The 25,331-nt window shown below is 69.8% G+C and carries 23 protein-coding genes; 14 read left to right on the forward strand and 9 right to left on the reverse strand.

Features of this window, described 5'->3' with window-relative positions:
- A partial coding sequence (locus GQ57_RS44025; RefSeq protein WP_235215189.1) for a hypothetical protein occupies positions 1–347 on the forward strand: 347 nt, incomplete at its 5' end.
- Here the strand turns inward: GQ57_RS44025 and GQ57_RS35725 are convergent.
- Complete coding sequence (locus GQ57_RS35725) at positions 348–1,724, reverse strand: nucleobase:cation symporter-2 family protein (RefSeq protein ID WP_031403341.1); 1,377 nt, start codon at positions 1,722–1,724, stop codon at positions 348–350.
- A 439-nt stretch (positions 1,725–2,163) separates the two neighbouring features.
- On the opposite strand from GQ57_RS35725, the gene GQ57_RS35730 reads away from it, so the two are divergent.
- The 3 genes from GQ57_RS35730 to fghA all read left to right on the forward strand — a co-directional run bounded on the left by GQ57_RS35730 (position 2,164) and on the right by fghA (position 5,846).
- Positions 2,164–3,600 carry a xylulokinase gene (locus GQ57_RS35730; protein ID WP_034200364.1) on the forward strand — a complete coding sequence of 479 codons (1,437 nt, stop codon included), beginning with the start codon at positions 2,164–2,166 and terminating at the stop codon, positions 3,598–3,600.
- 274 nt (positions 3,601–3,874) lie between these two features.
- On the forward strand, positions 3,875–4,981 hold the full coding sequence (locus GQ57_RS35735) for an S-(hydroxymethyl)glutathione dehydrogenase/class III alcohol dehydrogenase (protein ID WP_031403343.1): 1,107 nt from the start codon (positions 3,875–3,877) through the stop codon (positions 4,979–4,981).
- A gap of 16 nt (positions 4,982–4,997) precedes the next feature.
- Positions 4,998–5,846, forward strand: coding sequence for an S-formylglutathione hydrolase (fghA, locus tag GQ57_RS35740; protein WP_031403344.1), 849 nt, complete (start codon positions 4,998–5,000; stop codon positions 5,844–5,846).
- Positions 5,847–5,960: 114 nt separating this feature from the next.
- Here the strand turns inward: fghA and GQ57_RS35745 are convergent, their stop codons facing one another.
- From GQ57_RS35745 to GQ57_RS35760, 4 genes are read right to left on the reverse strand one after another with little or no spacing between them, the layout of a single operon-like run.
- Positions 5,961–6,743 carry a metal ABC transporter permease gene (locus GQ57_RS35745; protein WP_034200365.1) on the reverse strand — a complete coding sequence of 261 codons (783 nt, stop codon included), beginning with the start codon at positions 6,741–6,743 and terminating at the stop codon, positions 5,961–5,963.
- On the reverse strand, positions 6,736–7,626 hold the full coding sequence (locus GQ57_RS35750; RefSeq protein ID WP_034200366.1) for an ABC transporter ATP-binding protein: 891 nt from the start codon (positions 7,624–7,626) through the stop codon (positions 6,736–6,738). The genes GQ57_RS35745 and GQ57_RS35750 overlap by 8 nt, the downstream gene beginning before the upstream one ends.
- Before the next feature lie 13 nt (positions 7,627–7,639).
- Entirely contained in the window at positions 7,640–8,554 is a 915-nt protein-coding gene (locus GQ57_RS35755) for a metal ABC transporter solute-binding protein (RefSeq protein ID WP_034200367.1), read from the reverse strand.
- 46 nt (positions 8,555–8,600) lie between these two features.
- Positions 8,601–9,062, reverse strand: a complete 462-nt coding sequence (locus GQ57_RS35760; RefSeq protein WP_031403348.1) for a Fur family transcriptional regulator — start codon at positions 9,060–9,062, stop codon at positions 8,601–8,603.
- Positions 9,063–9,389: 327 nt separating this feature from the next.
- Here GQ57_RS35760 and GQ57_RS35765 point away from each other — a divergent pair, with 327 nt between their 5' ends.
- From GQ57_RS35765 to GQ57_RS35800, 8 genes are all read left to right on the forward strand, one after another.
- Complete coding sequence (locus GQ57_RS35765) at positions 9,390–10,166, forward strand: L-iditol 2-dehydrogenase (protein WP_031403349.1); 777 nt, start codon at positions 9,390–9,392, stop codon at positions 10,164–10,166.
- A 78-nt stretch (positions 10,167–10,244) separates the two neighbouring features.
- The gene (locus tag GQ57_RS35770) at positions 10,245–11,201 is read left to right on the forward strand and encodes a sugar kinase (protein ID WP_034200368.1); all 957 of its coding nucleotides are present in this window, start codon (positions 10,245–10,247) and stop codon (positions 11,199–11,201) included.
- Positions 11,189–12,541, forward strand: a complete 1,353-nt coding sequence (locus tag GQ57_RS35775) for a D-tagatose-bisphosphate aldolase, class II, non-catalytic subunit (protein WP_031403351.1) — start codon at positions 11,189–11,191, stop codon at positions 12,539–12,541. The genes GQ57_RS35770 and GQ57_RS35775 overlap by 13 nt, the downstream gene beginning before the upstream one ends.
- Before the next feature lie 71 nt (positions 12,542–12,612).
- A complete protein-coding gene (locus GQ57_RS35780) occupies positions 12,613–13,938 on the forward strand; it encodes an ABC transporter substrate-binding protein (protein ID WP_031403352.1) in 1,326 nt (441 codons plus the stop codon).
- A 100-nt stretch (positions 13,939–14,038) separates the two neighbouring features.
- Entirely contained in the window at positions 14,039–14,986 is a 948-nt protein-coding gene (locus GQ57_RS35785) for a carbohydrate ABC transporter permease (protein WP_031403353.1), read from the forward strand.
- Positions 14,983–15,834 carry a carbohydrate ABC transporter permease gene (locus GQ57_RS35790; RefSeq protein WP_031403354.1) on the forward strand — a complete coding sequence of 284 codons (852 nt, stop codon included), beginning with the start codon at positions 14,983–14,985 and terminating at the stop codon, positions 15,832–15,834. Before GQ57_RS35785 ends, GQ57_RS35790 begins: the two co-directional genes overlap by 4 nt.
- Positions 15,831–16,529 carry an HAD family hydrolase gene (locus GQ57_RS35795; RefSeq protein ID WP_034200369.1) on the forward strand — a complete coding sequence of 233 codons (699 nt, stop codon included), beginning with the start codon at positions 15,831–15,833 and terminating at the stop codon, positions 16,527–16,529. Before GQ57_RS35790 ends, GQ57_RS35795 begins: the two co-directional genes overlap by 4 nt.
- 62 nt (positions 16,530–16,591) lie before the next feature.
- Positions 16,592–17,701, forward strand: coding sequence for an ABC transporter ATP-binding protein (locus GQ57_RS35800; protein ID WP_034200370.1), 1,110 nt, complete (start codon positions 16,592–16,594; stop codon positions 17,699–17,701).
- Between the two features lie 13 nt (positions 17,702–17,714).
- Here GQ57_RS35800 and GQ57_RS35805 read toward each other — a convergent pair whose 3' ends face one another.
- A complete protein-coding gene (locus GQ57_RS35805) occupies positions 17,715–18,599 on the reverse strand; it encodes a LysR family transcriptional regulator (RefSeq protein WP_034200371.1) in 885 nt (294 codons plus the stop codon).
- Positions 18,600–18,712: 113 nt separating this feature from the next.
- Between GQ57_RS35805 and GQ57_RS35810 the strand changes: the two genes are divergently transcribed.
- Both GQ57_RS35810 and GQ57_RS35815 read left to right on the forward strand, forming a co-directional pair.
- Positions 18,713–19,909, forward strand: a complete 1,197-nt coding sequence (locus GQ57_RS35810) for a serine hydrolase domain-containing protein (RefSeq protein ID WP_034200372.1) — start codon at positions 18,713–18,715, stop codon at positions 19,907–19,909.
- Positions 19,906–21,117 carry an MFS transporter gene (locus GQ57_RS35815; RefSeq protein WP_034200373.1) on the forward strand — a complete coding sequence of 404 codons (1,212 nt, stop codon included), beginning with the start codon at positions 19,906–19,908 and terminating at the stop codon, positions 21,115–21,117. The genes GQ57_RS35810 and GQ57_RS35815 overlap by 4 nt, the downstream gene beginning before the upstream one ends.
- 26 nt (positions 21,118–21,143) lie before the next feature.
- On the opposite strand, the gene GQ57_RS35820 is transcribed toward GQ57_RS35815, so the two are convergent.
- From GQ57_RS35820 to dalD, 3 genes are all read right to left on the reverse strand, one after another.
- Positions 21,144–22,151, reverse strand: a complete 1,008-nt coding sequence (locus GQ57_RS35820) for a sugar-binding transcriptional regulator (protein WP_075123097.1) — start codon at positions 22,149–22,151, stop codon at positions 21,144–21,146.
- A gap of 57 nt (positions 22,152–22,208) precedes the next feature.
- A complete protein-coding gene (gene xylB / locus GQ57_RS35825; protein WP_034200374.1) occupies positions 22,209–23,690 on the reverse strand; it encodes a xylulokinase in 1,482 nt (493 codons plus the stop codon).
- Positions 23,691–23,773: 83 nt separating this feature from the next.
- Complete coding sequence (dalD, locus tag GQ57_RS35830; protein WP_034200375.1) at positions 23,774–25,168, reverse strand: D-arabinitol 4-dehydrogenase; 1,395 nt, start codon at positions 25,166–25,168, stop codon at positions 23,774–23,776.
- Positions 25,169–25,331: the final 163 nt, after the last annotated feature.

Genomic DNA, 25,331 nt, shown 5'->3' on the forward strand with positions numbered 1-25,331 from the left:
CTGACGCGGGGCAGGGGCGGGAAACCGCTTCTGTCTGTACGCGGAAACGAAAACGCCACGGACGACCGAGTCCGTGGCGTTTTCTTTTGGGGCCGTCGAATCATGCGCAGCCGTGCCGGTCCTTCGCGACGCTGATGGATCGAACGCTGACAGATCGAACGCTGACAGATCGCAATGCATCGGCCTGCAAATCGATCTGCCCATGCCGCGCGACCGGCGTCTCGTGTTCCCAGCGATGCCCGGATGAGCGCGCCCTTCGCGCCGCGACGACGCCCGCCAGAAAAAAACGCCACGGCATGCCGTGGCGTTTTTGTCAGCGCTTCGCACCGTTGTCCGGCGCGCCGTGATCAGTGGTGCACGTCGGCGGGGCGGCCGTCGAAGTCGTGTCCGGCGCGGCGGATGTCGCAGCGCGCATCCTTCTCGCCTTTCACGCCGTTGAACACGATGTTCAGGATCACGGCGGTGGCCGATGCGAGCAGGATGCCGCTGTGCAGGATCGGGGCGAGCGCGGGCGGCAGCTTCGAGAAGAAGTGCGGCGACACGACCGGCACGAGGCCCATGCCGACGCTCACGGCGACGATGAACAGGTTGTGCGAGCTGTTCACGAAGTCGACCTTCGACAGCACCTTGATGCCGTTCGCCGCGACCATCCCGAACATCACGATCCCGGCGCCGCCGAGCACGAACGGCGGCACCGATGCGACCACCTGCGCCATCTTCGGGAACAGGCCGAGCAGCACGAGGATCACGCCGCCCGTGGCGCACACGAACCGGCTCTTCACGCCCGTCACGCCGATCAGGCCGACGTTCTGCGAGAACGACGTATGCGGGAACGAGTTGAAGATGCCGCCGATCAGCGTGCCGAGGCCGTCGACGCGCAGGCCGCGCACGAGGCGCTCCTGGTCGACCGGGCGATCGACCATGTCGCCGACCGCGAGGAACATGCCGGTCGATTCGATGAACGTGACGAACATCACCGTGACCATCGTCGCGATCGACAGCGGGTCGAAGTGCGGCCAGCCGAAGTGGAACGGCATCACGAAGCCGACCCACGGTGCGAGCGACACGCCTTCGGTGTTCACACGGCCGAGCGCGAACGCGATCACGAAGCCCGCGACGATGCCGAGCAGCACCGAGATGTTGGCGATGAAGCCGCGGCCGAACTTGTTGATCAGCAGGATCAGCGTGAGCACGAGCAGCGACAGGCCGAGATAGACGGGGCTGCCGTATTCGGGGTTGCCGACGCCGCCGGCCGCCCAGTTGATGCCGACTTCCATCAGCGACAGCCCGATCACCGCGATCACGGTGCCGACGACGACGGGCGGGAAGAACCGCAGCAGCTTGCCGATCATCGGCGCCAGCACGATGCCGATGATGCCGGCCGCGATGGTCGAGCCGAAGATGTCGAGAATGCCGAGGCCGGGGTTGGTGCCGATCGCGATCATCGGGCCGACGGCCGCGAACGTGCAGCCCATGATGACGGGCAGGCGGATCCCGAAGATCCACAGGCCGAGCGTCTGGATCAGCGTGGCGATGCCGCACGAAAACAGATCGGCGCTGATCAGGAACGCGATCTGGTCTTTCGGCAGCTTGAGCGCGCCGCCGACGATAAGCGGCACGGCGACAGCGCCGGCGTACATGACGAGGACGTGTTGCAGGCCAAGCGTTACCAGCTTGCCGGTCGGCAGCACCTCATCGCACGGATGGACCGTGTTCGATTGCATCTGTCTCACTCCATGATCTTGTTTTCGGGGTGATACGAAGTTATTCGGATTGAATCCATGCAACAAGAGCACTGGGTTCTATTCCGTTCTTTGCTGGTTCGATATGCCATTTCGGCATGAAACAGGGTGTCGATCATCGGGAAAGTGCCGCAGGAGTGAGGTTTCCCGGTTTTATAGCCCTTCAAAATAGCGCGGGCCCCCGTGTCAAATATAGGCCGCTTTATGGTGTGTATCGGGCCGGCGGCATAGTGGCAAAAAGTGCCGCTGAAAAATCGCGCCGGGTTAACCCGCGAAACGCCGCCCGGGCCGGCAAGGTGCAGCCGGGTGATACCCGGTTGAAGACCGTGCCGACAACCTGCCGCGATGCCGGTAAAAAACGGGGCGCGCATTACGATCCCGTTATCATCGATATCCGTTCATTCGAATTCGCTCCCACGTCATGCGCCTGCTTGGAATCGACCTCGGCACCGGCTCCGTCAAACTCGTCACGCTCGATGCCGACGGCGTCGAGCGCGCGGTCGCGAGCGAACCTTATGCGCTGTCGTCGCCGCAACCCGGCTGGGCCGAGATCGAGCCCGACACGTGGTGGCGGGCGCTCGTGCGTGCGGCCGCACGGCTGCCGGCCGACGAGCGCGCACAGGTCGCGGCGATCGGGTTCTCGGGGCAGATGCACGGCGTCGTGCTGATCGACGCGGCCGGGCAACCGGTGCGGCCCGCGCTGCTGTGGCCCGACACGCGCGCGGTGCGCGAGGCGGATGCGGCCGGCTGGCCCGCCGCGCCGAACCCCGTCGCGCCCGGCATGGCCGGCCCGCTGTTGCGCTGGCTCGCGACGCACGAGCCCGATGCGCTGCGGGCCGCGCGCCACGCCGTGCAGCCGAAGGACTGGCTGCGCATCGCGCTGGGCGGCGACGTCGCCGCCGATCCGAGCGACGCGTGCGCAACCGCGCTCGCGGCCCCCGACGGCGTGTGGGACATCGCATTGATCGAGGCGCTCGGCCTGCCCGCCGACCGCTTTGCGCCGGTGCGTCCGTCCACCGCGCGCTGCGGCGTGCTCGGCGTGCCGGCCGCGACCGCGCTCGGCTTGCCGGCCGGCGTGCCGCTCGCGACGGGCGCGGCGGACACCGCATGCGCGGCGCTCGGCAGCGGGCTCGCCGCGGCCGGCGACGCGCTGCTGACGACAGGCAGCGGCGGCCAGATCGTCGTGCTCGCGGACGCACTGCCGCCCGCGCGGCGCGGGCTGCACCGCTATCGCGCGGTGGCCGGCGGCGGCTATTACACGATGGCCGCGATGCAGAACGTGGGGCTCGCGCTCGAAGCCGTGCGCGGCTGGCTCGGCTACGCGCAATGGGCCGATGCGTATGACGATGCGTTCGCGCAACCGGCGTCCGAACGCCTGTGCTTCCTGCCGTACCTGACCGGCGAGCGTTCGCCGTGGATGAACCCCGATGCGCGCGGCGGCTGGCTCGGCCTCGGGCTCGGCGACACGCGCGGCGTGATGATGCGCGCCGCGTTCGAAGGCGTCGCGTTCGCGTTGCGCGCCGGACTCGATGCGATCCGCGACGCCGATCGCGGCGATCCGGTGACGACGCTGCGCCTCGCGGGCGGCGGCTCGGTCGACCCGCGCTGGCGCCAGTTGCTTGCCGATGCGCTGGGCGCCTCGCTGCAGGCGATCGACTGTCCGAACGCCGCGACGCGCGGCGCCGCGCTGCTCGCGGGCGTGGCCGTCGGGCACTGGCGCGAAGACGCGTTGCGTGCGCTGGCGCCGGCCGCGTCGCCGGTCGCCGCGCCACGCGACGATCGCTTGCTGGCCGCGCGCCACGCCCGTTTTCTCGATCTGTACGCGCGCGCGGATGCATGGTTCATGGCGGGTGTTTAAACTCCCGCACTTGTCCATTTGCGTCAGCGATGACGCATCGTGGCAAGCCGGCGACCGTTTCCCGCACGCGAGGCGTGGCGGGACCCGCCATCATGGCGAGCGCGAGATTGCTTCTCCGGGCCGCACGCGGTGCCGCGCGGCCCGGTTTCGACAGCGTTGCATGGCGCCCCGCGCGAAGCACGGGGCGCTCGTCCGCGCCTGGTTATCCCGCCGCTCGACACGAGCGCCGCGGCGCCGAACCGGATCTACCCGACACACAGACAGGAGTGACACGATGAAGACGAAAGCCGCGATTGCATGGAAGGCGGGCGCCCCGCTGACGATCGAGGAAGTCGATCTGGAAGGGCCGCGCGCGGGCGAAGTGCTGATCGAGGTGAAGGCGACGGGCATCTGCCACACCGACTACTACACGCTGTCGGGCGCCGATCCGGAAGGGCTGTTCCCGGCGATCCTCGGCCATGAAGGCGCCGGCGTGGTGGTCGATGTCGGCCCCGGCGTCGGCACCGTGCGCAAGGGCGACCACGTGATTCCGCTCTACACGCCCGAATGCCGCGAGTGCAAGTTCTGCCTGTCGCGCAAGACCAACCTGTGCCAGAAGATCCGTGCGACGCAGGGCAAGGGCCTGATGCCCGACGCGACGTCGCGCTTCTCGCTCGACGGCAAGCCGCTGTTCCACTACATGGGCACGTCGACGTTTTCGAACTACATCGTGGTGCCGGAAATCGCGGTTGCGAAGGTGCGCGAGGACGCGCCGTTCGACAAGATCTGCTACATCGGCTGCGGCGTGACGACGGGCGTCGGCGCGGTGGTCTACTCGGCGAAGGTCGAGGCGGGCGCAAACGTCGTCGTGTTCGGCCTCGGCGGGATCGGCCTGAACGTGATCCAGGGCGCGAAGATGGTCGGCGCGGACAAGATCATCGGCGTCGACATCAATCCGAAGCGCGTCGAACTCGCGAAGAAGTTCGGGATGACGCACTTCATCAACCCGAACGAAGTCGAGAACGTGGTTGACCACATCGTGCAGCTGACCGACGGCGGCGCCGACTACTCGTTCGAATGCGTCGGCAACGTGAAGCTGATGCGCCAGGCGCTCGAGTGCACGCACAAGGGCTGGGGCCAGTCGTTCATCATCGGCGTGGCCGCGGCCGGCGAGGAAATCGGCACGCGTCCGTTCCAGCTCGTGACGGGCCGCGAATGGAAGGGGTCGGCGTTCGGCGGGGCGCGCGGGCGCACCGACGTGCCGAAGATCGTCGACTGGTACATGGAAGGCAAGATCAACATCGACGACCTGATCACGCACACGCTGCCGCTCGAGCGGATCAACGAAGGCTTCGACCTGATGAAGGCCGGCGAGTCGATCCGTTCGGTCGTCCTGTACTGACCGGGAGCGTACCGCGATGCTCGAACTTCTTTCCTCGCATGCATGCCACGGCGGCGAGCAGCGTTTCTACCGTCACGATTCGACGGCGATCGGCCTGCCGATGAAGTTCTCGGTGTACCTGCCGCCCCAAGCCGCGCAGGGGCGCGTGCCGGCGCTGTTCTATCTCGCGGGGCTCACGTGCACCGACGAGACGTTCGCGATCAAGGCCGGCGCGCAGCAATACGCGGCGCAGCACGGCGTCGCGCTGGTGATGCCGGATACCAGCCCGCGCGGCGCCGGCGTGCCGGGCGAGACCGACGCGTGGGACTTCGGCGTCGGCGCGGGTTTCTACGTCGATGCGACCGAGGCGCCGTGGTCCGGGCACTACCGGATGGAGTCGTACGTGACGGACGAGCTGCGCGCGCTCGTCGCGGCCGAGCTGCCGATCGACGGCGCGCGGCTCGGGATCTTCGGCCACTCGATGGGCGGGCACGGCGCGCTGACGCTCGCGTTGCGCCATCCCGGCCTGTACCGCTCGGTGTCGGCGTTCGCGCCGATCGCCGCGCCGACGCGCTGCCCGTGGGGCGAAAAGGCGTTCTCGGGCTACCTCGGCGACGATCGCGACGCATGGAAGGTGCACGACGCGAGCGAACTCGTCGCGCGCGCGGATGCGCCGAAGTTCGCGGAAGGCATTCTCGTCGATCAGGGCCTCGCCGATCAGTTTCTCGCGAACCAGCTCAACCCCGACGTGTTCGAAGCCGCGTGCGCGAAGGCCGGCCAGCCGCTGACGCTGCGCCGCCATCCGGGCTACGACCACGGGTACTACTTCATCGCGACGTTCGTCGCCGATCACGTCGCGCATCATGCGCGCGTGCTCGCGCGATAGGCGGGCAGGGCGGCAGGCCGCGTATGCGGCGCGCCGGCACGATCGCCGACGCATGAAAAAAACGCCGGCGCGGCCCTCGGGCACGCCGGCGTTTTCATGGTTGCCGGGCGGCGATCAGGTGCGCCGCAACAGGCTCGCGCCGTACACGAGCGCCGACAGCGCGGTGATCCAGAAGCTCGTCGGCCAGTCGGTGTGATACGCGAGCACGATGCCGAGCCATGCCTCGAACAACGCGAACAGCGCGGCGAGCAGCACGCCGGTCGACAGCCGCGTCGTGACGTTCTGCGCGGCGGCGGCCGGCCCGACCAGCAGCGTGAACACGAGCAGCACGCCGACGATCTGCGTCGCCGCGGCCACCGCGAGCGCGCACACAGCGAGGAACAGCATCGACACGGTGCGCAGCGACACGCCCTTGGCTTCGGCCAGTTCGGGCTGCAGCGACGCGAACAGCAGCGGCCGCGCGATCAGAGCGAGCGCGAGCAGGCTCACCGCGCCGATGCCGGCCAGCACCGCGAGCGTGTCGTGGCTGACCGCGAGCACGTTGCCGAACAACAGCGCGGTGACCTGCGTCGCGAACGACGTATAGAAATGCAGGAACAGCAAGCCGAAGCCGAGCGCGCCGGACAGGATCACGCCGATCGCGACGTCGCGGCCCGCGAGCTTCTCGCCGAGCGCGCCCATCCCGATCCCGGCCGCGAGCGTGAAGCCCACCATCCCCCAGATCGGCGAGACGCCGAGCAGCACCGCGCCCGTCGCGCCGGTGAAGCCGACGTGCGACAGCGCATGGCCGGCGAAGGTCTGCCCGCGCAGCACCAGGAAGTAGCCGACGATGCCCGCGAGCACCGCGACGATTCCCGACGCCGCGAAGGCGTTGATCATGAAGTCGTATTCAAACATCGTGCGAATGCCCGGGATGAGCGTGTCCGTGGTGGTGGTGGCCGTGACCGCCGCCGCCGCCGTGCGAGTGACCGTCGTCGTCCTCGTGTTCGTGGTCGTGCTTCTCGATCTCGACGTCGCCCGACATCACGAAGATCTTGCCGTTCACGCGCATCACGTCGATCGGCGAACCGTAGAGCCGCGACAGCACGGGCTTCGTGATCACCTCGTCGACGGTGCCGAGCGCCGCGACGCCGTTGCCGAGATACAGCACGCGGTCGAGCGCGTTCAGCAGCGGATTCAGTTCGTGCGCGGAGAACAGCACGGTGATGCCGAGCTCGCGCTGCACGTTGCGCACGAGTTCGACGACGCCGCGCTGGTGGTTCGGGTCGAGGCTGATCAGCGGTTCGTCGAGCAGCAGCAGCTTCGGATTGCCGAGCAGGCACTGCGCGAGCAGCAGGCGCTGGCGCTCGCCGCCGGACAGTTCCGACAGCGGCCGGCGCGCGAGCGTCGGGCCGCCGACGAGATCGAGCACGCGGTCGACTTCGCGCCGCGTCGCCGCGCTCGCGTGCGGCAACCCCCAGCGGTGGCCGTCGGCGGCCATCGCGACGAAGTCGTAGCCGCGCATCCGGCGGTTCGCGAGGCCGCTCCTGATCTGCGGCATGTAGCCGATCGACGCGTTGCCGCGCACGACCGGCACGCCGCCGACCGACAGCGTGCCGCTCGACACGGGCACGAGGCCGAGCACCGCGCGCATCAGCGTGGTCTTGCCCGCGCCGTTCGGCCCGAGTACGCCGACGAATTCACCGGGTTCGATCGAGAAGCTGACGTCGCGCAGGATCGTGCGTCCGCCCAGTTCGAGCGTGACGCGATCGACGGCAAGTGCGTGAGGAGTGGCGGTCATGTGCTGGCGGCGCTTATTTCCTGCCGGCGGAAAGCGCACCGGCGAGCGCGTCGAGCTGGCCGGCCATCCATTGCTGGAAGGTCTTGCCGGCCGGCTGCGTCTCGGTGACGCTGACGGTCGGCACGCCGCCGTCGCGCGCGATCTTCAGCATGCGCTTGGTCATCGGTTCCTCGGCCTGGCTGTTGTAGATCAGCACGTGCACCTGCTTCTTGCGCAGGTCGTTCTCGAACGCGGCGACGTCCTGCGCGCTCGCCTCGGTATCGTTCATCGTCGCGAGCTGGAAGCGCTGGTTGCGCATGTCGAGGCCGATCGCGTCGGACATGTAGCCGAACACGGGCTCGGTGGCCGTCACCGGCACGCCCTTGTACCGCGCGCGCAGCGCGGCGACCTTGTCGTCGACGGGCTTCAGCGACGCGACGAACTTCTGCAGGTTCGCGTCGTATTCGGCCTTGTTCGCCGGGTCGGCGCGGCCGAGCTCGGCCGCGATCGCGCGCGCGGCGGCCGGCATCGTCGCCGGGTCGTACCACAGGTGCGGGTTGTCGCCGGCCTTCTTGCCGACCAGATCGGCGACGACGATCGTCGCGCGCTTCGCCTGCTTCGACGCGCCGAGCAGCTTGCTCATCCACGGATCGTAGTTGGCGCCGTTGTAGATCACGACCTGTGCGTGCTGCAGCGCGCGGGCCGTCTTCGGGCTCGCCTCGAACAGGTGCGGGTCCTGGTCCGGATTGCTGAGGATGCTCGTCACCGCGACATGGCTGCCGCCGATCTGCGACACGACGTCGCCGTAGAAATTCTCGGCGGCCACGACGTTGACGGTTGCGGCCAGCGCGAACGCGGGCGCCGCGAGCGACAGGGCGGCAACGCCGGCGGCGAGCCAGCGGACAGGCGACAGGGCACGCCGCGGCGCGCGCTTCAGGGCAATGGACATGGAACTCCTCGTTGGATAGGGCGGTGCGGGCACCGCGCGAGACGCGTCAGCGTTGCGCGGGCTTGCGCTTGCAGTGCCCACACAGGCCGCTCAGCTCGACGACCTGGTGGTGGACTTCGAAACCGTGTGCGGGCTCGCTCGCGGACAACTGCTTCGCGAGGTCGCCGCCGGGAATCTCGACGGTGTCGCCGCATGAATCGCAGATCAGGAACTGGCCTTCATGCGGCACGCCGATCTCGCAGCACGCGAAGAACGCGTTCTTCGATTCGATCCGGTGGATGAAGCCGTGCTCGACGAGGAAATCCAGCGCGCGGTAGACGGTCGTGGGCGGCACGCGGCCACGCTGCGGCTCGAGCTCGGCGAGCAGGTCGTACGCGCCGATCGGGCGCTGCGCGGCCAGCACGCGTTCGTACACCTGCCGGCGCAGCGGCGTCCATGCGAGTCCGTGCTCGGCAGCGAAGGTATCGGCCCGGGAGAGCCGGGCGTCGATGGGCGATGAGGTAGCCATGGCGTGAAGCAGGCGATGAAACACAGTATCGCGATGATATAACGTATCGCCGCGCCGTGCAGCGCGAATTCCCCGTTCCGTTCCCGCGCCGTCCTTTCCGCCCCGGTCCGGCCGCACCGCACCGTTCGCGCCGCGCCTTGCCGGGCGCGCGGCGCGGGCCGCCGTCATGCGCCGTTGTGCCGCAGCGCGTCATAGAAAGCCGTTGCGTCGCCTTGACAGCGCGATGCGCGTATCCGATCATTCGATCACTAACAGAGCAATTGATCGGTTGACGAGCGTTCGCTCACCTCGCAACCGTCGTAGTGCAGAACGAACCGGAGACAGCCAGTGAGACTGGAAGACAAGGTCGCGATCCTGACGGGCGCCGCAAGCGGCATCGGCGAGGCGGTCGCGCAACGCTATCTGGACGAGGGCGCGCGCTGCGTGCTCGTCGACGTGAAGCCGGCAGGCGGCTCGCTCGCGCGCCTGATCGAGGCGAACCCCGGCCGCGCGGTGGCCGTCACCGCCGACGTCACGCGGCGCGACGACATCGGGCGGATCGTCGCCACGGCGGTCGAGCGCTTCGGCGGCGTCGACATCCTGTTCAACAACGCGGCGCTGTTCGACATGCGCCCGATCCTCGACGAATCGTGGGACGTGTTCGACCGGCTGTTCTCGGTCAACGTGAAAGGGCTGTTCTTCCTGATGCAGGCCGTCGCTCAGCGGATGGTCGAGCAGGGGCGCGGCGGCAAGATCGTCAACATGTCGTCCCAGGCCGGTCGTCGCGGCGAGGCACTCGTTTCGCACTACTGCGCGACCAAGGCCGCAGTGATCAGCTATACGCAGTCGGCCGCGCTCGCGCTCGCGCCGCACCGGATCAACGTGAACGGGATCGCGCCGGGCGTCGTCGACACGCCGATGTGGGAGCAGGTCGACGCGCTGTTCGCCCGCTACGAGAACCGGCCGCTCGGCGAGAAGAAGCGGCTCGTCGGCGAAGCCGTGCCGCTCGGCCGCATGGGCGTGCCAGGCGACCTGACGGGCGCCGCGCTGTTCCTCGCGTCGGCCGACGCCGATTACATCACCGCCCAGACGCTGAACGTCGACGGCGGCAACTGGATGAGCTGAGATGGCGACGCTCGCACGCGCCACCTGCCGGCCGGCCCGCGACGAAGCGGCCCCCGCCGAACGAAGAGGGTACGCCTGATGGCCGAGATCGTCGTCGCCGGCGAGCTGCTCGCCGAATTCGTTGCCGCCGAGCGCGGCCAGGGCTTCGACACGCCCGGCTTGTTCGCCGGGCCGTTCCCGAGTGGCGCGCCGGCGATCTTCGCCGACCAGGCCGCGCGGCTCGGCGCGCGCGTCGCGTATGCGGGCTGCGTCGGCCGCGACGCGTTCGGCGATGCGATCGTCGCGCGGCTCGCCCGCGACGGCGTCGACGTCGCGCGCATCCGCCGCGTCGCACGTCCGACCGGCACCGCGTTCGTCGCGTACCGCGACGACGGTTCGCGCAGCTTCGTCTTCACGCTGTCCACCAGCGCGGCCGCCTGCGTCGATGCCGCCGACGTCGATGCCGCGATGTTCGACGGCTGCCGCTATTTCCACGTGATGGGCTCGTCGCTGACGAGCGAATCGGCGATCGCGGCTGTCCAGCGCGGCGTGATCGAGGCCGCGCGCGTCGGCGCGAAAGTGTCGTTCGATCCGAACGTGCGCCCCGAGATGCTGAGCTTCCGCCCGATGCGTGCGGCGCTCGACACCATGCTCGACGCATGCCACCTGTTCCTGCCGAGCGAGGCCGACCTGCCGTTCTTCTGCGGGCCGCAGCCGGCCGAGCGCGCGATCGCCGGCCTGCTGGCGACGCGTCCGCTGCTCGAGCGCGTCGTGCTGAAGCGCGGCGCCGCGGGCAGCGCAGCGTTCGACCGCGCGAGCCGGGCCGAGGCGCCGGCGTTTCCGGTCGACGAACTCGATCCGACCGGCGCGGGCGACTGCTTCGGCGGCACGCTGGTCGCGAGCCTCGTCGCGGGCCTGCCGGTCGACGTCGCGCTGCGCCGCGCGAATGCGGCGGGCGCGCCCGCGGTCACCCGGCGCGGCCCGATGGAGGGCAACAGCAGCGCGGCCGAGATCGACCGTTTCCTGACCGAACGAGGTATCGCATGCCCGGCCTGACGACCCTCGCCGAACGCCCGCGCACCGCGCATGCGGACACCGTGCTGCGGATGATCTTCGATGCGAACCGCGCGGACGCGCAGCGCGGCATCTATGCGGTCTGCAGCGCGCACCGGCTCGTGCTGGAGGCCGCGTGCGAAGCCGCGCGCGCGGACGGTTCGCCGCTGCTGATCGAGGCGACCTGCAACCAGGTGAACCATCTCGGCGGCTATACCGGCATGACGCCGGCCGATTTCCGTCGCGACGTCGACGCGATTGCCGCCCGCTGCGGGCTCGCGCCGTCGGCGCTCGTGCTCGGCGGCGACCATCTCGGCCCGAACCCGTGGCGGCATCGCCGCGCGGCCGACGCGATGCGCGAGGCCGTCAGGATGGTCGCCGCCTATGTCGAGGCGGGCTTCGAAAAGATCCACCTCGATGCGAGCATGGCGTGCGCGGACGACCCGGCACGGCTCGACGACCGCACGATCGCCGCGCGCGCGGTCGAGCTGTGCCATGCAGCGGAACACGCGGCACGGCGCACGGGTAGCGCGCCGGTCTACGTGATCGGCACCGAAGTGCCGACCCCGGGCGGCGAAGTCGGCGGCGAGCAGGGCGGCGAAGCGGTCGCGCGGATCGAAGTCACGCGCGGCGACAGCGTCGCGGCGACGCTCGACGCGCACCGCCGCGCGTTCGCGGCGGCCGGGCTCGACGATGCGTGGACGCGCGTCGTCGCGATCGTCGCGCAGCCGGGCGTCGATTTCGACGATCGCCACGTGCTCGATTACGACAGCACGAAGGCGGCGTCGCTCGGCGCGAGCATCCTGCAGACGCCAAGGCTCGTGTTCGAGGCTCATTCGACCGATTACCAGACGGAAGATGCGCTCGCCGCGCTGGTGCGCGACCATTTCGCGGTGCTGAAGGTCGGCCCCGCGCTGACGTTCGCGCTGCGCGAGGCGCTGTTCGCGCTGACGTTCATCGAGGATGCGCTGATCGGCGACGCCGCGCAGCGCTCGCAACTGCGCGACGTCGTCGACGCGGCGATGCGCGCGCAGCCCGAGCACTGGGCGCCGTACTACCGGGGCGACGAAACCGAGCAGCGGCTCGCGCGCCAGTTCAGCTACAGCGACCGGATCCGCTACTACTGGCTGCAGCCGGCCGTCGCGGCCGCCGTCGAGCAGCTGTTCGACAACCTCGCGCGGCAGCCGGCGCCCGAGACGCTCGTGGCGCAGTGGCTGCCGGACGTGTACGCGGCGTGCCGCGCGGGCGGCCTCGCGACGGAGCCGCGCGCATGGGTGCGCCACCGGATACGCGACGTGATCGCGCACTATGCGCGCGCGTGCGGCATGCAGCGGCCGGCATGACGGCCGTGAAGAAAACGATGCAGGACCGACGCAAGACCGACGACACTTCGAACAATCACAGGAGACATGCCATGCAACGAAAGATGCTCGACGCGGCCGCCCGCTGCCTCGCCGGCGCCGCGCTCGCGACGGCGGCTTGCGCCGCGTCGGCCGGTACGCTGACGATCGCGACGCTGAACAACCCCGACATGATCGAGTTGAAGAAGCTGTCGCCGGCCTTCGAGAAGGCGAACCCCGACATCAAGCTGAACTGGGTGATCCTCGAGGAGAACGTGCTGCGCCAGCGCGCGACCACCGACATCACGACCGGCAGCGGCCAGTTCGACGTGATGGCGATCGGCACCTACGAGACGCCGCAGTGGGGCAAGCGCGGCTGGCTCGCGCCGATCACGGGCCTGCCCGCCGACTACGACCTGAACGACATCGTGAAGACCGCGCGCGACAGCCTGTCGTACAACGGCCAGCTGTATGCGTTGCCGTTCTATGTCGAAAGCTCGATGACGTTCTACCGCAAGGACCTGTTCGCGGCGAAGGGGCTGAAGATGCCCGACCAGCCGACCTACGACCAGATCGCCGAGTTCGCGGACAAGCTTACCGACAAGGCGAAGGGCACCTACGGGATCTGCCTGCGCGGCAAGGCCGGCTGGGGCGAGAACATGGCATACGTGTCGACGGTCGTGAACACGTTCGGCGGCCGCTGGTTCGACGAGAACTGGAATGCGCAGCTCACGTCGCCGGAGTGGAAGAAGGCGATCACGTTCTACGTGAACCTGCTGAAGAAGGACGGCCCGCCGGGAGCGAGCTCGAACGGCTTCAACGAGAACCTGACCCTGACCGCATCGGGCAAGTGCGCGATGTGGATCGACGCGACGGTCGCGGCCGGCATGCTCTATAACAAACAGCAGTCGCAGGTGGCCGACAGGATCGGCTTCGCGGCCGCGCCGGTCGCCGTCACGCCGAAGGGTTCGCACTGGCTGTGGGCGTGGGCGCTGGCCGTGCCGAAGACGTCGAAGCAACAGGACGCCGCGCGCAAGTTCATCGCGTGGGCGACGTCGAAGCAATACGTCGAGATGGTCGGCAAGGACGAAGGCTGGGCGTCGGTGCCGCCGGGCACGCGGACGTCGACCTATCAGCGCCCCGAGTACAAGGCCGCCGCGCCGTTCTCGGACTTCGTGCTGAAGGCGATCGAGACGGCCGATCCGAACGATCCGTCGCTGAAGAAGGTGCCGTACACGGGCGTGCAGTACGTCGGGATTCCTGAATTCCAGTCGTTCGGCACGGTGGTCGGCCAGTCGATCGCGGGCGCGGTCGCGGGCCAGATGACGGTCGACCAGGCGCTCGCCGCCGGGCAGGCCGCGGCCGACCGCGCGGTGCGGCAGGCCGGCTACAGGAAGTAACGCGGCGCGCACCGTGCGCCGTTGCGCACGGTGCGCGTCGTCGCAGCCGAACGGCGGGCAGGCCGTGCATGCCCGCGCATCAACCGGAGGGACTCCGATCATGCGTCACCTGCGTCTTCCCCTGAGCCAAGCGCAGCCGGTCGGCGACGCGTCGTCGCCGCCCGGCGCGCCGCGCCGCGCGCGCGGCGGCGCGAGCTGGCTCGTCTCGCCGTCCGTCGCGGTGCTGCTGCTGTGGATGTCGATTCCGCTCGCGATGACGATCTGGTATTCGTTCTCGCGCTACAACCTGCTGAACCCCGACGTGAAGGGGTTCGCGGGGCTCGACAACTACCGCTTCCTCGCGACCGATCCGTCGTTCCTGCCCGCGATCTGGCACACGCTCGTGCTGATCGGCGCGGTGCTCGCGATCACGGTGATCGGCGGCGTGCTGATGGCCGTGCTGTTCGACCGCAAGTTCTACGGGCAGGGCGTGGCGCGCCTGCTCGCGATCGCGCCGTTCTTCGTGATGCCGACGGTGTCCGCGCTGATCTGGAAGAACATGATCCTGCACCCGGTGTACGGGCTCGTCGCGAACGCGATGCGCGCGCTCGGGATGACGCCGATCGACTGGTTCGCCGATTACCCGCTTACCGCCGTGATCATCATCGTCGCGTGGCAGTGGCTGCCGTTCGCGTTCCTGATCCTGTTCACCGCGATCCAGTCGCTCGACCAGGAGCAGAAGGAAGCCGCGCGCATCGACGGCGCGGGCGCGGTCGCGATGTTCTTCTACATCACGCTGCCGCACCTGAAGCGCGCGGTTGCCGTGGTCGTGATGATGGAGACGATCTTCCTGCTGTCGATCTTCGCGGAAATCTACACGACGACCGGCGGCGGCCCCGGCGACGCGACGACCAACCTGTCGTACCTGATCTATGCGCTGGGCCTGCAGCAGTTCGACGTCGGCCTCGCGTCCGCGGGCGGCATCATCGCCGTCGTGGTCGCGAACGTCGTGTCGTTCTTCCTCGTGCGGATGCTCGCGCGCAACCTGAAGGGAGAGTACGAGAAATGAGCGACCTGACCTTCGCAAGCCGGCGCACGCCGGCCGTGTTCGACCTCGCGCGGCGCGCGCTGCCCGGCCTGCTCGCGTGGCTGATCGCGCTGCTGCTGTTCTTCCCGATCTTCTGGATGGCGATCACCGCGTTCAAGACCGAGCAGCAGGCGTATGCATCGACGCTGTTCTTCGTGCCGACGCTCGACAGCTTCCGCGAGGTGTTCGCGCGCAGCAACTACTTCGCGTTCGCGTGGAATTCGGTGCTGATCTCGGCGGGCGTCACGGTGATCTCGCTGCTGTTCGCCGTACCGGCCGCGTACGCGATGGCGTTCTTCCCGACCCGGCGCACGCAGAAGGTGCTGCTGTGGATGCTGTCGACCAAGATGATGCCGTCGGTCGGGGTGCTCGTGCCGATCTACCTGCTGTGGAAGAACGCGGGGCTGCTCGACAGCGTGTCGGGGCTCGTGATCGTCTATACGCTGATCAACCTGCCGATCGCGGTGTGGATGACCTTCACGTACTTCAACGAGATCCCGCGGGACATTCTCGAAGCCGGGCGCATCGACGGCGCGTCGACGTGGCAGGAGATCGTCTACCTGCTGATGCCGATGGCGCTGCCCGGGCTCGCATCCACCGCGCTGCTGCTCGTGATCCTGTCGTGGAACGAGGCGTTCTGGAGCATCAACCTGTCGAGCTCGAACGCCGCGCCGCTGACCGTGTTCATCGCGTCGTACTCGAGCCCCGAGGGGCTGTTCTGGGCCAAGCTGTCCGCGGCGTCCCTGCTCGCGGTCGCGCCGATCCTGATCGTCGGCTGGCTGTCGCAGAAGCAGCTCGTGCGCGGGCTCACGTTCGGAGCCGTCAAATGAGCGCGGCCGGCCAGGGGGCGAACGTATTGATCTGCGACTGCGACGGCGTGCTGATCGACAGCGAGGCGGTGGCCGCCGACGTGCTCGTGCGCGAACTCGACGCACGCTGGCCGGGCGTGGCGTCGCGGCCGGCCGTGATGCCGCTGCTCGGGCTGCGCATCGAGCGCGTGCTGGCCGGCGCATGCGACGCGCTCGGCCGCACGCTGACGAACGACGACATCGTCGCGATTCGCGCGGCGGTCGAGACGGCGGCCGTCAACGCGCCGATGGTCGACGGCATCGACACGGCGCTGTCCGAGATCGCGCTGACGACGGCCTGCGCGAGCAACAGCTACCGCGCCTACGTCGAGGCCGCACTCGCACGCACCGGGCTCGCGCGCTTCTTCGGCGACCGGCTGTTCTGCGCGGATGCCGTCGCGCGGCCGAAACCGGCGCCGGACGTGTATCTCGCGGCCGCGCGCGCGCTCGGCGTGGCGCCCGCGCACTGCCTGGTCGTCGAGGACAGCGTGACCGGCATCACGGCGGCGGCCGCGGCCGGCATGACCGTGCTCGGCTTCATCGGCGGCGGGCATGCGTCGGCCGCGCAGATCGACGCGCTGCGCGGGATCGGCGCGCGTCACGTATTCGACGACATGCACGAGCTGCCCGGCTACGTCGCGCGCTGGCAGGCGACCGGCGCGGTGCTGCCGGGCTAGCCACTACGAAGGATTGGGCGCCGCGTTCGACGCGGCGCATCACGAACGAACGGAGACAGACCATGGCAAGCGTGCTCCTGCGCAACATCGCGAAGCGCTACGACGAGACCGAAGTGCTGCGCAACGTGAACCTCGACATCGCCGACGGCGAATTCGTCGTGTTCGTCGGCCCGAGCGGCTGCGGAAAATCCACGCTGATGCGGATGATCGCGGGCCTCGAGGACATTTCGGGCGGCGACCTGCTGATCGACGGCGCGAAGGTCAACGACGTACCGAGCGCGAAGCGCGGCATCGCGATGGTGTTCCAGTCGTATGCGCTGTATCCGCACATGACGCTGTACGACAACATGGCGTTCGGCCTGAAGCTCGCGGGTGCGAAGAAGCCCGAGATCGACCAGGCCGTGAAGCAGGCCGCGAAGATCCTGCACATCGACCATCTGCTCGATCGCAAGCCGAAGCAGCTGTCGGGCGGGCAGCGGCAGCGCGTCGCGATCGGCCGCGCGATCACGCGCAAGCCGAAGGTGTTCCTGTTCGACGAGCCGCTGTCGAACCTCGACGCGGCGTTGCGCGTGAAGATGCGGCTGGAGTTCGCGCGGCTGCACGACGAGCTGAAGACGACGATGATCTACGTGACGCACGATCAGGTCGAGGCGATGACGCTCGCGGACAAGATCGTCGTGCTGTCGGGCGGCGCGGTGCAGCAGGTCGGCACACCGAACACGCTGTATCACGCGCCGGCGAACCAGTTCGTCGCGGGCTTCATCGGCTCGCCGAAGATGAACTTCCTGAAGGGCGCGGTCGAGTTGGTCGATGCGGGCGGCGTGCTCGTGCGCTTCGACAGCGGCGAGACGCAGCGCGCCGCGGTCGAAGCAGCGGGGCTGCAGCGCGGTGCGGCGGTGACGGTCGGCGTGCGGCCCGAGCATCTGAAGGTCGGGGCCGCGGCTGCCGGCGTGGCCGCGCGGACGATGGCCGTCGAGTCGCTTGGCGACGCCGCGTATCTGTATGCGGAGTCGGCCGTCGCGCCGGACGGGCTGATCGCGCGGATTCCGCCGCTCGACACGTACCGCACCGGCGAGGCGCTGCACGTGCACGCGGAAGCCGAGCATTGCCACCTGTTCGACGAGCACGGGCAGGCATTCCGCCGGCTGGGCGTGCACGCGAAGGCCGCGTGACGGCCGGCCGCGCTCACAGCGGCAGGTGCGCGGCCATGTAGTCGACGAACGCGCGCAGCTTGGGCGTCGGGTGGCGGCCCGACGGCCACAGCACGTAGATCGGCGTGCAGCTCGCGACATGCTCGTCGAGCACCGCGCGCAGCATGCCGTCGTCGAGCGCGTCGCGCACGAAGAACACGGGCAGGCACGCGATGCCCTGCCCGCGCAGCGCGAAGCACAGGCGTGCTTCCGCGCTGTTGCTGACCATCGAGACGGGCACCTCCGGCGGCGCGCCCGCGCGCGGCACGCGCAGCGGCCAGATTTCGAGCTTGCCGCTGCTCGGGAAGCGGTAATGCAGACAGCGGTGCTGGGCGAGATCGGCCGGCGTGCGTGGCGTGCCGTGCCGGTCGAGATAGTCGGGAGACGCTACGAGGTGCTGGCGAAAATGGCCGAGCAGCCGCGACGACAGCCGCGAATCCGACGGCTGGCCGGTGCGCAGCACCGCGTCGAACCCTTCGTCGACGACGTCGACGAGGCGGTCGCTGAAATCGATGTCGAGTTCGATTTCCGGATACGCGGCCATGAAATCGGCGAGCACCGGCAGCAGCAGCGTGCCGATCGTCGGCAGGCTCACGCGCAGCCGCCCGCGCGGCGCCCCGGCGCTGTGCGTCAGCTCCTGCTCGGCCGCGTCGAGTTCGGCGAGCACGCGCCGGCACCGTTCGAGAAAGCGCGCGCCCTCGGCCGTCAGCGTGATGCTGCGCGTGCTGCGGTGAAACAGCCGCACGCTCAGGCGCGCCTCGAGCCGCGCGATGCGCTTGCCGATCGCCGACGCCGACAGCCCGAGCGCGCGTCCGGCCGCGACGAAGCTGCGCGTTTCCGCGACTTGAACGAACACGACGAAGCCGCCGAGATTTTCCATGCACGTATCCGATTGCGGACGCCAGCGTCCGGATTGTCCGGAACTCTAACCCGGTTTTTCTTACTGCGTCGGCTCCCTACGATGAACGCTTCTTCACCGTACGAGGTCACGCCATGTCATCCCTGCCTGCTACCGCGTTCCAGGCGGAACCGGATTCCGCACTGCGCGACCGGCTCGACCGGGTGCTCAATCGCGCGCTTGCCGACGAGCGCATGGTCGGCGCGGTCGTGCTGGTCGCGCGGCACGGCGAGCTGCGCCACGCGCGCGCCGTTGGCCTTGCCGATCGCGAAGCCGGTACGCCGATGCGGGAGGACACGCTGTTCCGGCTCGCGTCGGTCACCAAGCCGATCGTCACGGCCGCCGCGATGCGGCTGGTCGCGGCGGGGCGCATCGCCCTCGACGAGCCGGTCGCGCGCTGGTTGCCCGCGTTCCGCCCGGCGCTGCCCGACGGCACGCCCGCCGTCATCACGTTGCGTCATCTGCTGTCGCATACGGCCGGTCTCGGCTACCGGTTCCTCGAAGCCGACGGCGCGGGGCCGTATGCGCGTGCCGGCGTGTCCGACGGGATGGACCGCTCGGGCCTGTCCCTTGCCGAGAACCTGACGCGCATCGCCGGCGTGCCGCTGCAGTTCGCGCCCGGCACGTCGTGGGGTTATTCGCTCGCGATCGACGTGGTCGGCGCACTGATCGAGGCGGTCGACGGGCGGCCGCTGGCCGACGCGGTGGCCGCGCTCGTCACGACGCCGCTCGCGATGACCGACACCGGATTCGTCGCGCACGACGCCGCCCGCGTCGCGACGCCTTACGTGAGCACGGCGGGCGCGCCGCGCCGGATGGCGGACGCCGATCTCGTGCCGGTGTTCGATGGCACGATCGGCATCCGCTTCGAGCCGGCGCGCGCGTTCGACGCCGATGCGTGGCCGTCGGGCGGCGCGGGGATGGTCGGCACCGCGCGCGATTGCATGACCCTGCTCGATGCGCTGCGCACGGGCCGGGACGGCTGGCTCGAACGCGCATGGATCGACGAAATGGCGCGTATCCAGCCGGGTGCGCACGCGCTGCCGGATGCGCCCGGCTTCGGCTTCGGGCTCGGTTTTTCGGTGCTGCACGATCCGGTCGCCGCGCAGTCGCCGGAGTCGGTCGGCACCTGGCGCTGGGGCGGTGCGTACGGGCACGCGTGGTTCGTCGACCGCGCCGCCGGGCTCACGGTCGTCGCGCTGACCAATACGCTGTACGAGGGCATGCACGGGCGGATCGTGATCGACGTGCGCGATGCGGTCTACGGCGTCGATACCGGGAGCGCGGCATGATCGACTGCACGTCGACCGGCGACGAGGTTTGCGCCCGGCCGCCGCAGGCGGGCGCGCGCCTGCCGGTCGCGAATTTGCTGGCGCTGGCGACGGCCGGCTTCATCACGATCCTGACCGAGGCGTTGCCGGCCGGCCTGTTGCCGCTGATGAGCGTCGACCTGCGCGTGCCCGAGGCGCTGATCGGCCAGCTCGTGACCGTGTATGCGCTCGGCTCGATCGTCGCGGCGATTCCGCTCGTCGCGGCGACGCGCGCGATGCGCCGGCGCCGCCTGTTGCTCGCGGCGCTGGCCGGCTTCGTCGTGTCGAATGCGCTGACGGCCGTGTCGCCGTACTACGCGCTCACGCTCGCCGCGCGTTTTGTCGCGGGCATGGCGGCCGGGCTGCTGTGGGCGCTGCTGGCCGGCTATGCGAGCCGGATGGTCGATGCGTCGCTGCGCGGCCGCGCGATCGCGGTCGCGATGCTGGGCGCACCGGTCGCGATGTCGATCGGCATTCCGGCCGGCACCGCGCTCGGTGCGGCGCTCGGCTGGCGCGTCGCGTTCGCGGGCATCACGGTCGCGGCGCTGCTGCTGATCGGCTGGATCCGCGCGCGCGTGCCCGACTATCCGGGGCAGCCGGCCGGCGCGCGCGAGCCGGTGTTCGGCGTGATGACGCTGCCCGGCGTGCGGCCGGTACTGACCGTGATGTTCGCTTACGTGCTCGCGCACAACATGCTGTACACGTATGTCGCGCCGTTTCTCGCGGGTGTGCGGATGGGGGCGCAGGTCGATGCGGTGCTGCTCGTGTTCGGCCTCGCGTCGCTGGCCGGCATCGCGCTGACGGGCGCCTGGATCGGCGCCGCGCAGCGACGGCTGACGCTTGCCAGCATTGCGCTGTTCGCGCTCGCGGCGGCGATGCTCGGCGCCGGTTCCGGGATGGCGGCCGTCTATGCGGGTGTCGTGCTGTGGGGGCTCGCGTTCGGCGGCGCGCCGACGCTGTTCCAGACGGCCACCGCGAACGCGGCGGGGGAGGCGGCCGATGTCGCGCAGTCGATGCTCGTGACGGTGTGGAATCTCGCGATCGCGGGAGGGGGAATCGCGGGCGGCATGCTGCTCGGCGCAACGGGCGCGGGCGCGATTCCGTGGGTGCTCGTGGTACTGCTGGCGGCCGCATGGGTCGGCGCATGGCGCGCCAGCCGGCATGCGTTTCCGGCGCCGCGCGCGGCCTGAGCCGGGCCGGGGGCGGGGTTGCAGCGTCAGGCCGCCTTCGCGTCGAGCGCCGCCCGCGCACAGGTTTCGTCGGTGACGAGCCCCGACAGCCAGCCGCCGCGCAGCGCGGCGATCACCGCATCGCGTTTCTTCGGGCCGCCCGCGAACGCGATGGTCGGGCGCTTCGGCGGCGTGGCGAGCGACACGCTCGTCACGCGCGCACTGGTCGACACGTCGACCAGCCGGCCCTGCGCGTCGATCGGCACGCCGAGCAGCTCGGCCACCGCGCCGAGCGCGGTCATCTCGTCGCGCTCCTGTTCGGTGATGAAGCCGTCTTCGTAGAGCGGGCAGTGCGGGCCGATGTTGCCGATCCCGACGAACGCGACGTCGGCCTTGCCCGACAGCGCCTCGACGATCCGGTACAGCCGGTGATTGCACCATTGCGCGCGTTCCGCGGCGCTGTCGGCGAACAGCGGCGCGGGCAGCAGGAAGTGCTTGCTGCCGGTTTTCTCGGAGATGTATTGCGCGACGTCGTAGCGGTTCGACGAACCGTCGGCCGCGATCGCGCCGACCATCGACACGAGCCGGTGCTGCCGGCGGTCGATCTGCGCGATCTGCGCGACGGCGGCCTTCAGCGTCCGGCCGCTGCTGACCGCGATCACCATCGGCCGCGTCTCGTTCAGGTACCGCTCCATCACCTGCGCGCCGGCGACCGCGAGCTTGCGGTCGATCGCTTCGGGCGCGTCCGCATCGACAGGCACGACCTCGCACATCGCGAGGCCATAGCGTTTCGACAACTGCGCACCGAGATCGAGGCAGTCGGCGAGCTGGTGATCGACGCGCACGCGGATCAGGTTCTTCTCGACCGCGAACGCGACGAGGCGCTGCGCGACGGGCCGCGATACCTGGAGTTTCTCGGCGATTTCGTTCTGCGTGTCGCCCGCGACGTAGTAGAGCCACGCGGCACGCGTAGCGAGATCGAGTTTTTCTGAGGACTTGGACACGATAGCGATTCGGTTCGGATCAGGCCCGGCCGGCGGGCCGCATGACGGCATCCACTGTACCGCATGTCGCGCGCGCGGCCCCTGGCCGGCGCGCACGACCTGCGGCGCTCATGCGAGCCGTGCGCGCGACGGCTCGTACAGCGGCCGTACGTGACGGTAGAGCGAGCGGAACGCCTCGAGGCGTTCGCGCAGCAGCGCATGGCGCGCGGCGTGCGGTGCGTATTCGGCGCGCACGGGCGGCTTGGTCAGCACCGCCTGCGGATCGCCGCCGACGGCCAGCCACCCGAGCCGCGCCGCGCCGAGCGCCGCGCCCGTTTCGCCGCCGCCGATCTGGCGCGTGCGCACGTTCAGCGCATCGGCGATCAGTTGCGCCCAGAACGCGCTGCGCGCGCCGCCGCCGATCAGCGACAGCTGGTCGGTCTCGACGCCGGCCGCGTGCAGCGCGTCGAGGCCGTCGGCGAGGCCGAGCGTCACGCCTTCGAGCACCGCGTAGCCGAGATGCGCTCGTTCGGTCGCGTGCGTCATCCCGAAGAACGCACCCTGCGCATACGGATCGTTGTGCGGCGTGCGCTCTCCGGACAGGTAGGGCAGGAACAGCGGGGCCGTCGCGAGCGCGTCGGCGTCGAGCGCCTCGACCTCGGCGAGCAGCGCGGGCTCGTCGGTGCCCGTCAGCTTGCAGACCCAGCGCAGGCAGCTCGCGGCCGACAGCACGACGCTCATCAATTGCCAGCGGTCGGGAATCGCATGGCAGAACGCATGCACGGCCGATGCCGGGTTCGGCATGAAGCGGTCGCCGACCACGCTCAGCACGCCCGACGTGCCGAGCGACACGAACCCGTCGCCCGCGTGGATCGCGCCGATGCCGAGCGCGCTCGTCGCGTTGTCGCCGCCGCCGCCGGCCACCACGACGGCCTCGGACAGCCCGAGCTCGCGCGCGACGTCGGCGCGCAGCGTGCCGGACGGTGCGTTGCCTTCGACGATGCGCGGCATCTGCGCGCGTGTCATCCCGCACGCGGCGAGCAGCGCATCGGACCAGTCGCGACGCGCGACGTCGAGCCACAGCGTGCCGGCCGCATCCGACGGATCGGACACCTTCGCGCCGGTGAGCCGGAACCGCAGGTAATCCTTCGGCATCAGCACACACGCGGTCGCCGCGAACACGTCGGGTTCGTGTTTCGCGACCCACAGCAGTTTCGGCGCGGTGAAACCCGGCATCGCGAGATTGCCGGCCAGTGCGTGGAGATCGGGTGCGCGTTCGGTCAGCAGCGCGCATTCGTCGGCGCTGCGCATGTCGTTCCACAGGATGGCGGGGCGCAGCACGCGGTCGTCGCGGCCGAGCAGCACCGCGCCGTGCATCTGGCCCGACAGGCCGATGCCGCGCACCTGCGCGAACGCCTGCGGATGCCGTGCGCGCAGCGCGGCGAGCGCGGCGAGCGTGCCTTGCCACCAGTCGTCCGGATGCTGCTCGGCCCAGCGCGGATGCGGCCGCGACACGGTGAACGGCGAGCCGGCGGTGCCGACGACCGTGCCGTCCGGGGCGAGCAGCAGCACCTTCACTTCCGAGGTGCCGAGGTCGATGCCGAGATACATGAGCGATCCGTTCCGTCAGTGGGGAGCCGCTACTTTAGCCGCGCGGCCGTGCACGTGCCAAGGCAGGTTCGCCCGGATGCGCGTCAGCGCGCCGCGAGCCATGCGTCGACCCGCGCGAGCCCGGCGCGCAGCGCCTCGAACAGCGCCGGGTTGCCGGCGAGCGAGCCCCACAGCGGGCGGCTCGCGCACAGCGCGACGACCGGGTCGTCGGCCTCGACGATCGCGCGGGCGGCGCCTTCGTCCATCACGCCGTCCTGGTACGCGTACGGCAGCAGGCCGCGCGCCCGGCGTTCGAGAAAGCGCAGGAACAGCGCCGGCAGCACGGCGGTGGCGACCGGCGCCGCGCCGCGCGCGAACGACTGGACGAGCGTCGGCGCGATGAAGCCGGGGATCTTCGAGAAGCCGTCGGCCGCGACGCGCTGGTTGGTGTCGAGCACGTACGGATTGCCGAAGCGTTCGAGCACCACGTCGCGGTAGCGCGCGAGATCGAGCGGGCTCGGGGTGAGGCACGGGATCACGTCCTGTGTCACGTAGTCGTGCGCGAGGCGGCGGATCGCCGCGTCGTGCGTGCCTTCGTGGATGTACGTGTAGCCGGCCAGCGTGCCGGCCCAGGCGATGCAGCTGTGCGTTGCGTTGAGGATGCGGATCTTCGCTTCCTCGTACGGGTGCACGTCGTCGACGAGTTCGGCGCCGGCCAGCTCCCAGCGCGGCCGGCCGGCCGCGAAACGGTCCTCGATCACCCACTGGATGAACGATTCGCCCATCACCGGGCATGCGTCGTCGACGCCGGTGGCCGCGCGCACGCGTTCGCGCACGTCGGCGGTCGGGCGGGGCGTGATGCGGTCGACCATCGCGCTCGGCGTCGCGACGTTCGCATCGAACCACGCGAGCAGGCCGGCCTGGCCGCGCCGTTCGAGGAATTCGCGCATCCCCGCGCGAAAGCGCGCGCCGTTGTTGCGCAGGTTGTCGCAGCTCTGCAGCGTGAGCGGGCCCGCGCCGCGTTCCATGCGTTCGGCGAGCAGCGCCGCGAGCGCGCCGTACAGCGTCGTGCGCGCGCCCTGCAGGTCGGCCGCGAGATCGGCGTTCGCGACGTCGAGCCGGTCGTGTTCGTCGAGGTAGTAGCCGCCTTCGGTGACGGTGAACGACACGATCCGGCACGCCGGATCGGCGCCGGCGTCGATCAGCGCGGCGAGGTCGATCGACCACGGCAGCACGCGCGTGATCGCGCGGATCGTCTCGTATGCGCGCTCGCCTTGCGGCGTGACGGTTTCGAGCGTGTATTCGCCGTGCTGCGCGGCGAGCGCGTCCAGGGTCGCGCGCATGTCGTCGCGGATGTTGCCGACGGTCAGCGACCAGCGTTCGCCGGCCGGCACGGCCGCATTCACGCGATGCAGATACCACGCCTGGTGCGCGCGGTGAAACGAGCCCGCGCCGATGTGCAGCAGCACGGGCGCGCGGGCGGAGGACGATTCGCTCATCCGGTGTCTCCTGTTCGTGCCTGATGGTCCTGTCGAATGCGAATGTCGAATACGATCATTTGCTCTTTATGTGAGCGAATGATCGTATTCGGGCGAGCGAAAGTCAAGGCGGGGAAACGGCATTTCGATGCTGCGCTGCGGCGGCGCGGGCGGGGTGCGGGGC

Origin of the sequence: Burkholderia sp. MSh2 (assembly GCF_000731655.1) — a bacterium.
Classification (GTDB): Bacteria; Pseudomonadota; Gammaproteobacteria; order Burkholderiales; family Burkholderiaceae; genus Burkholderia; species Burkholderia paludis.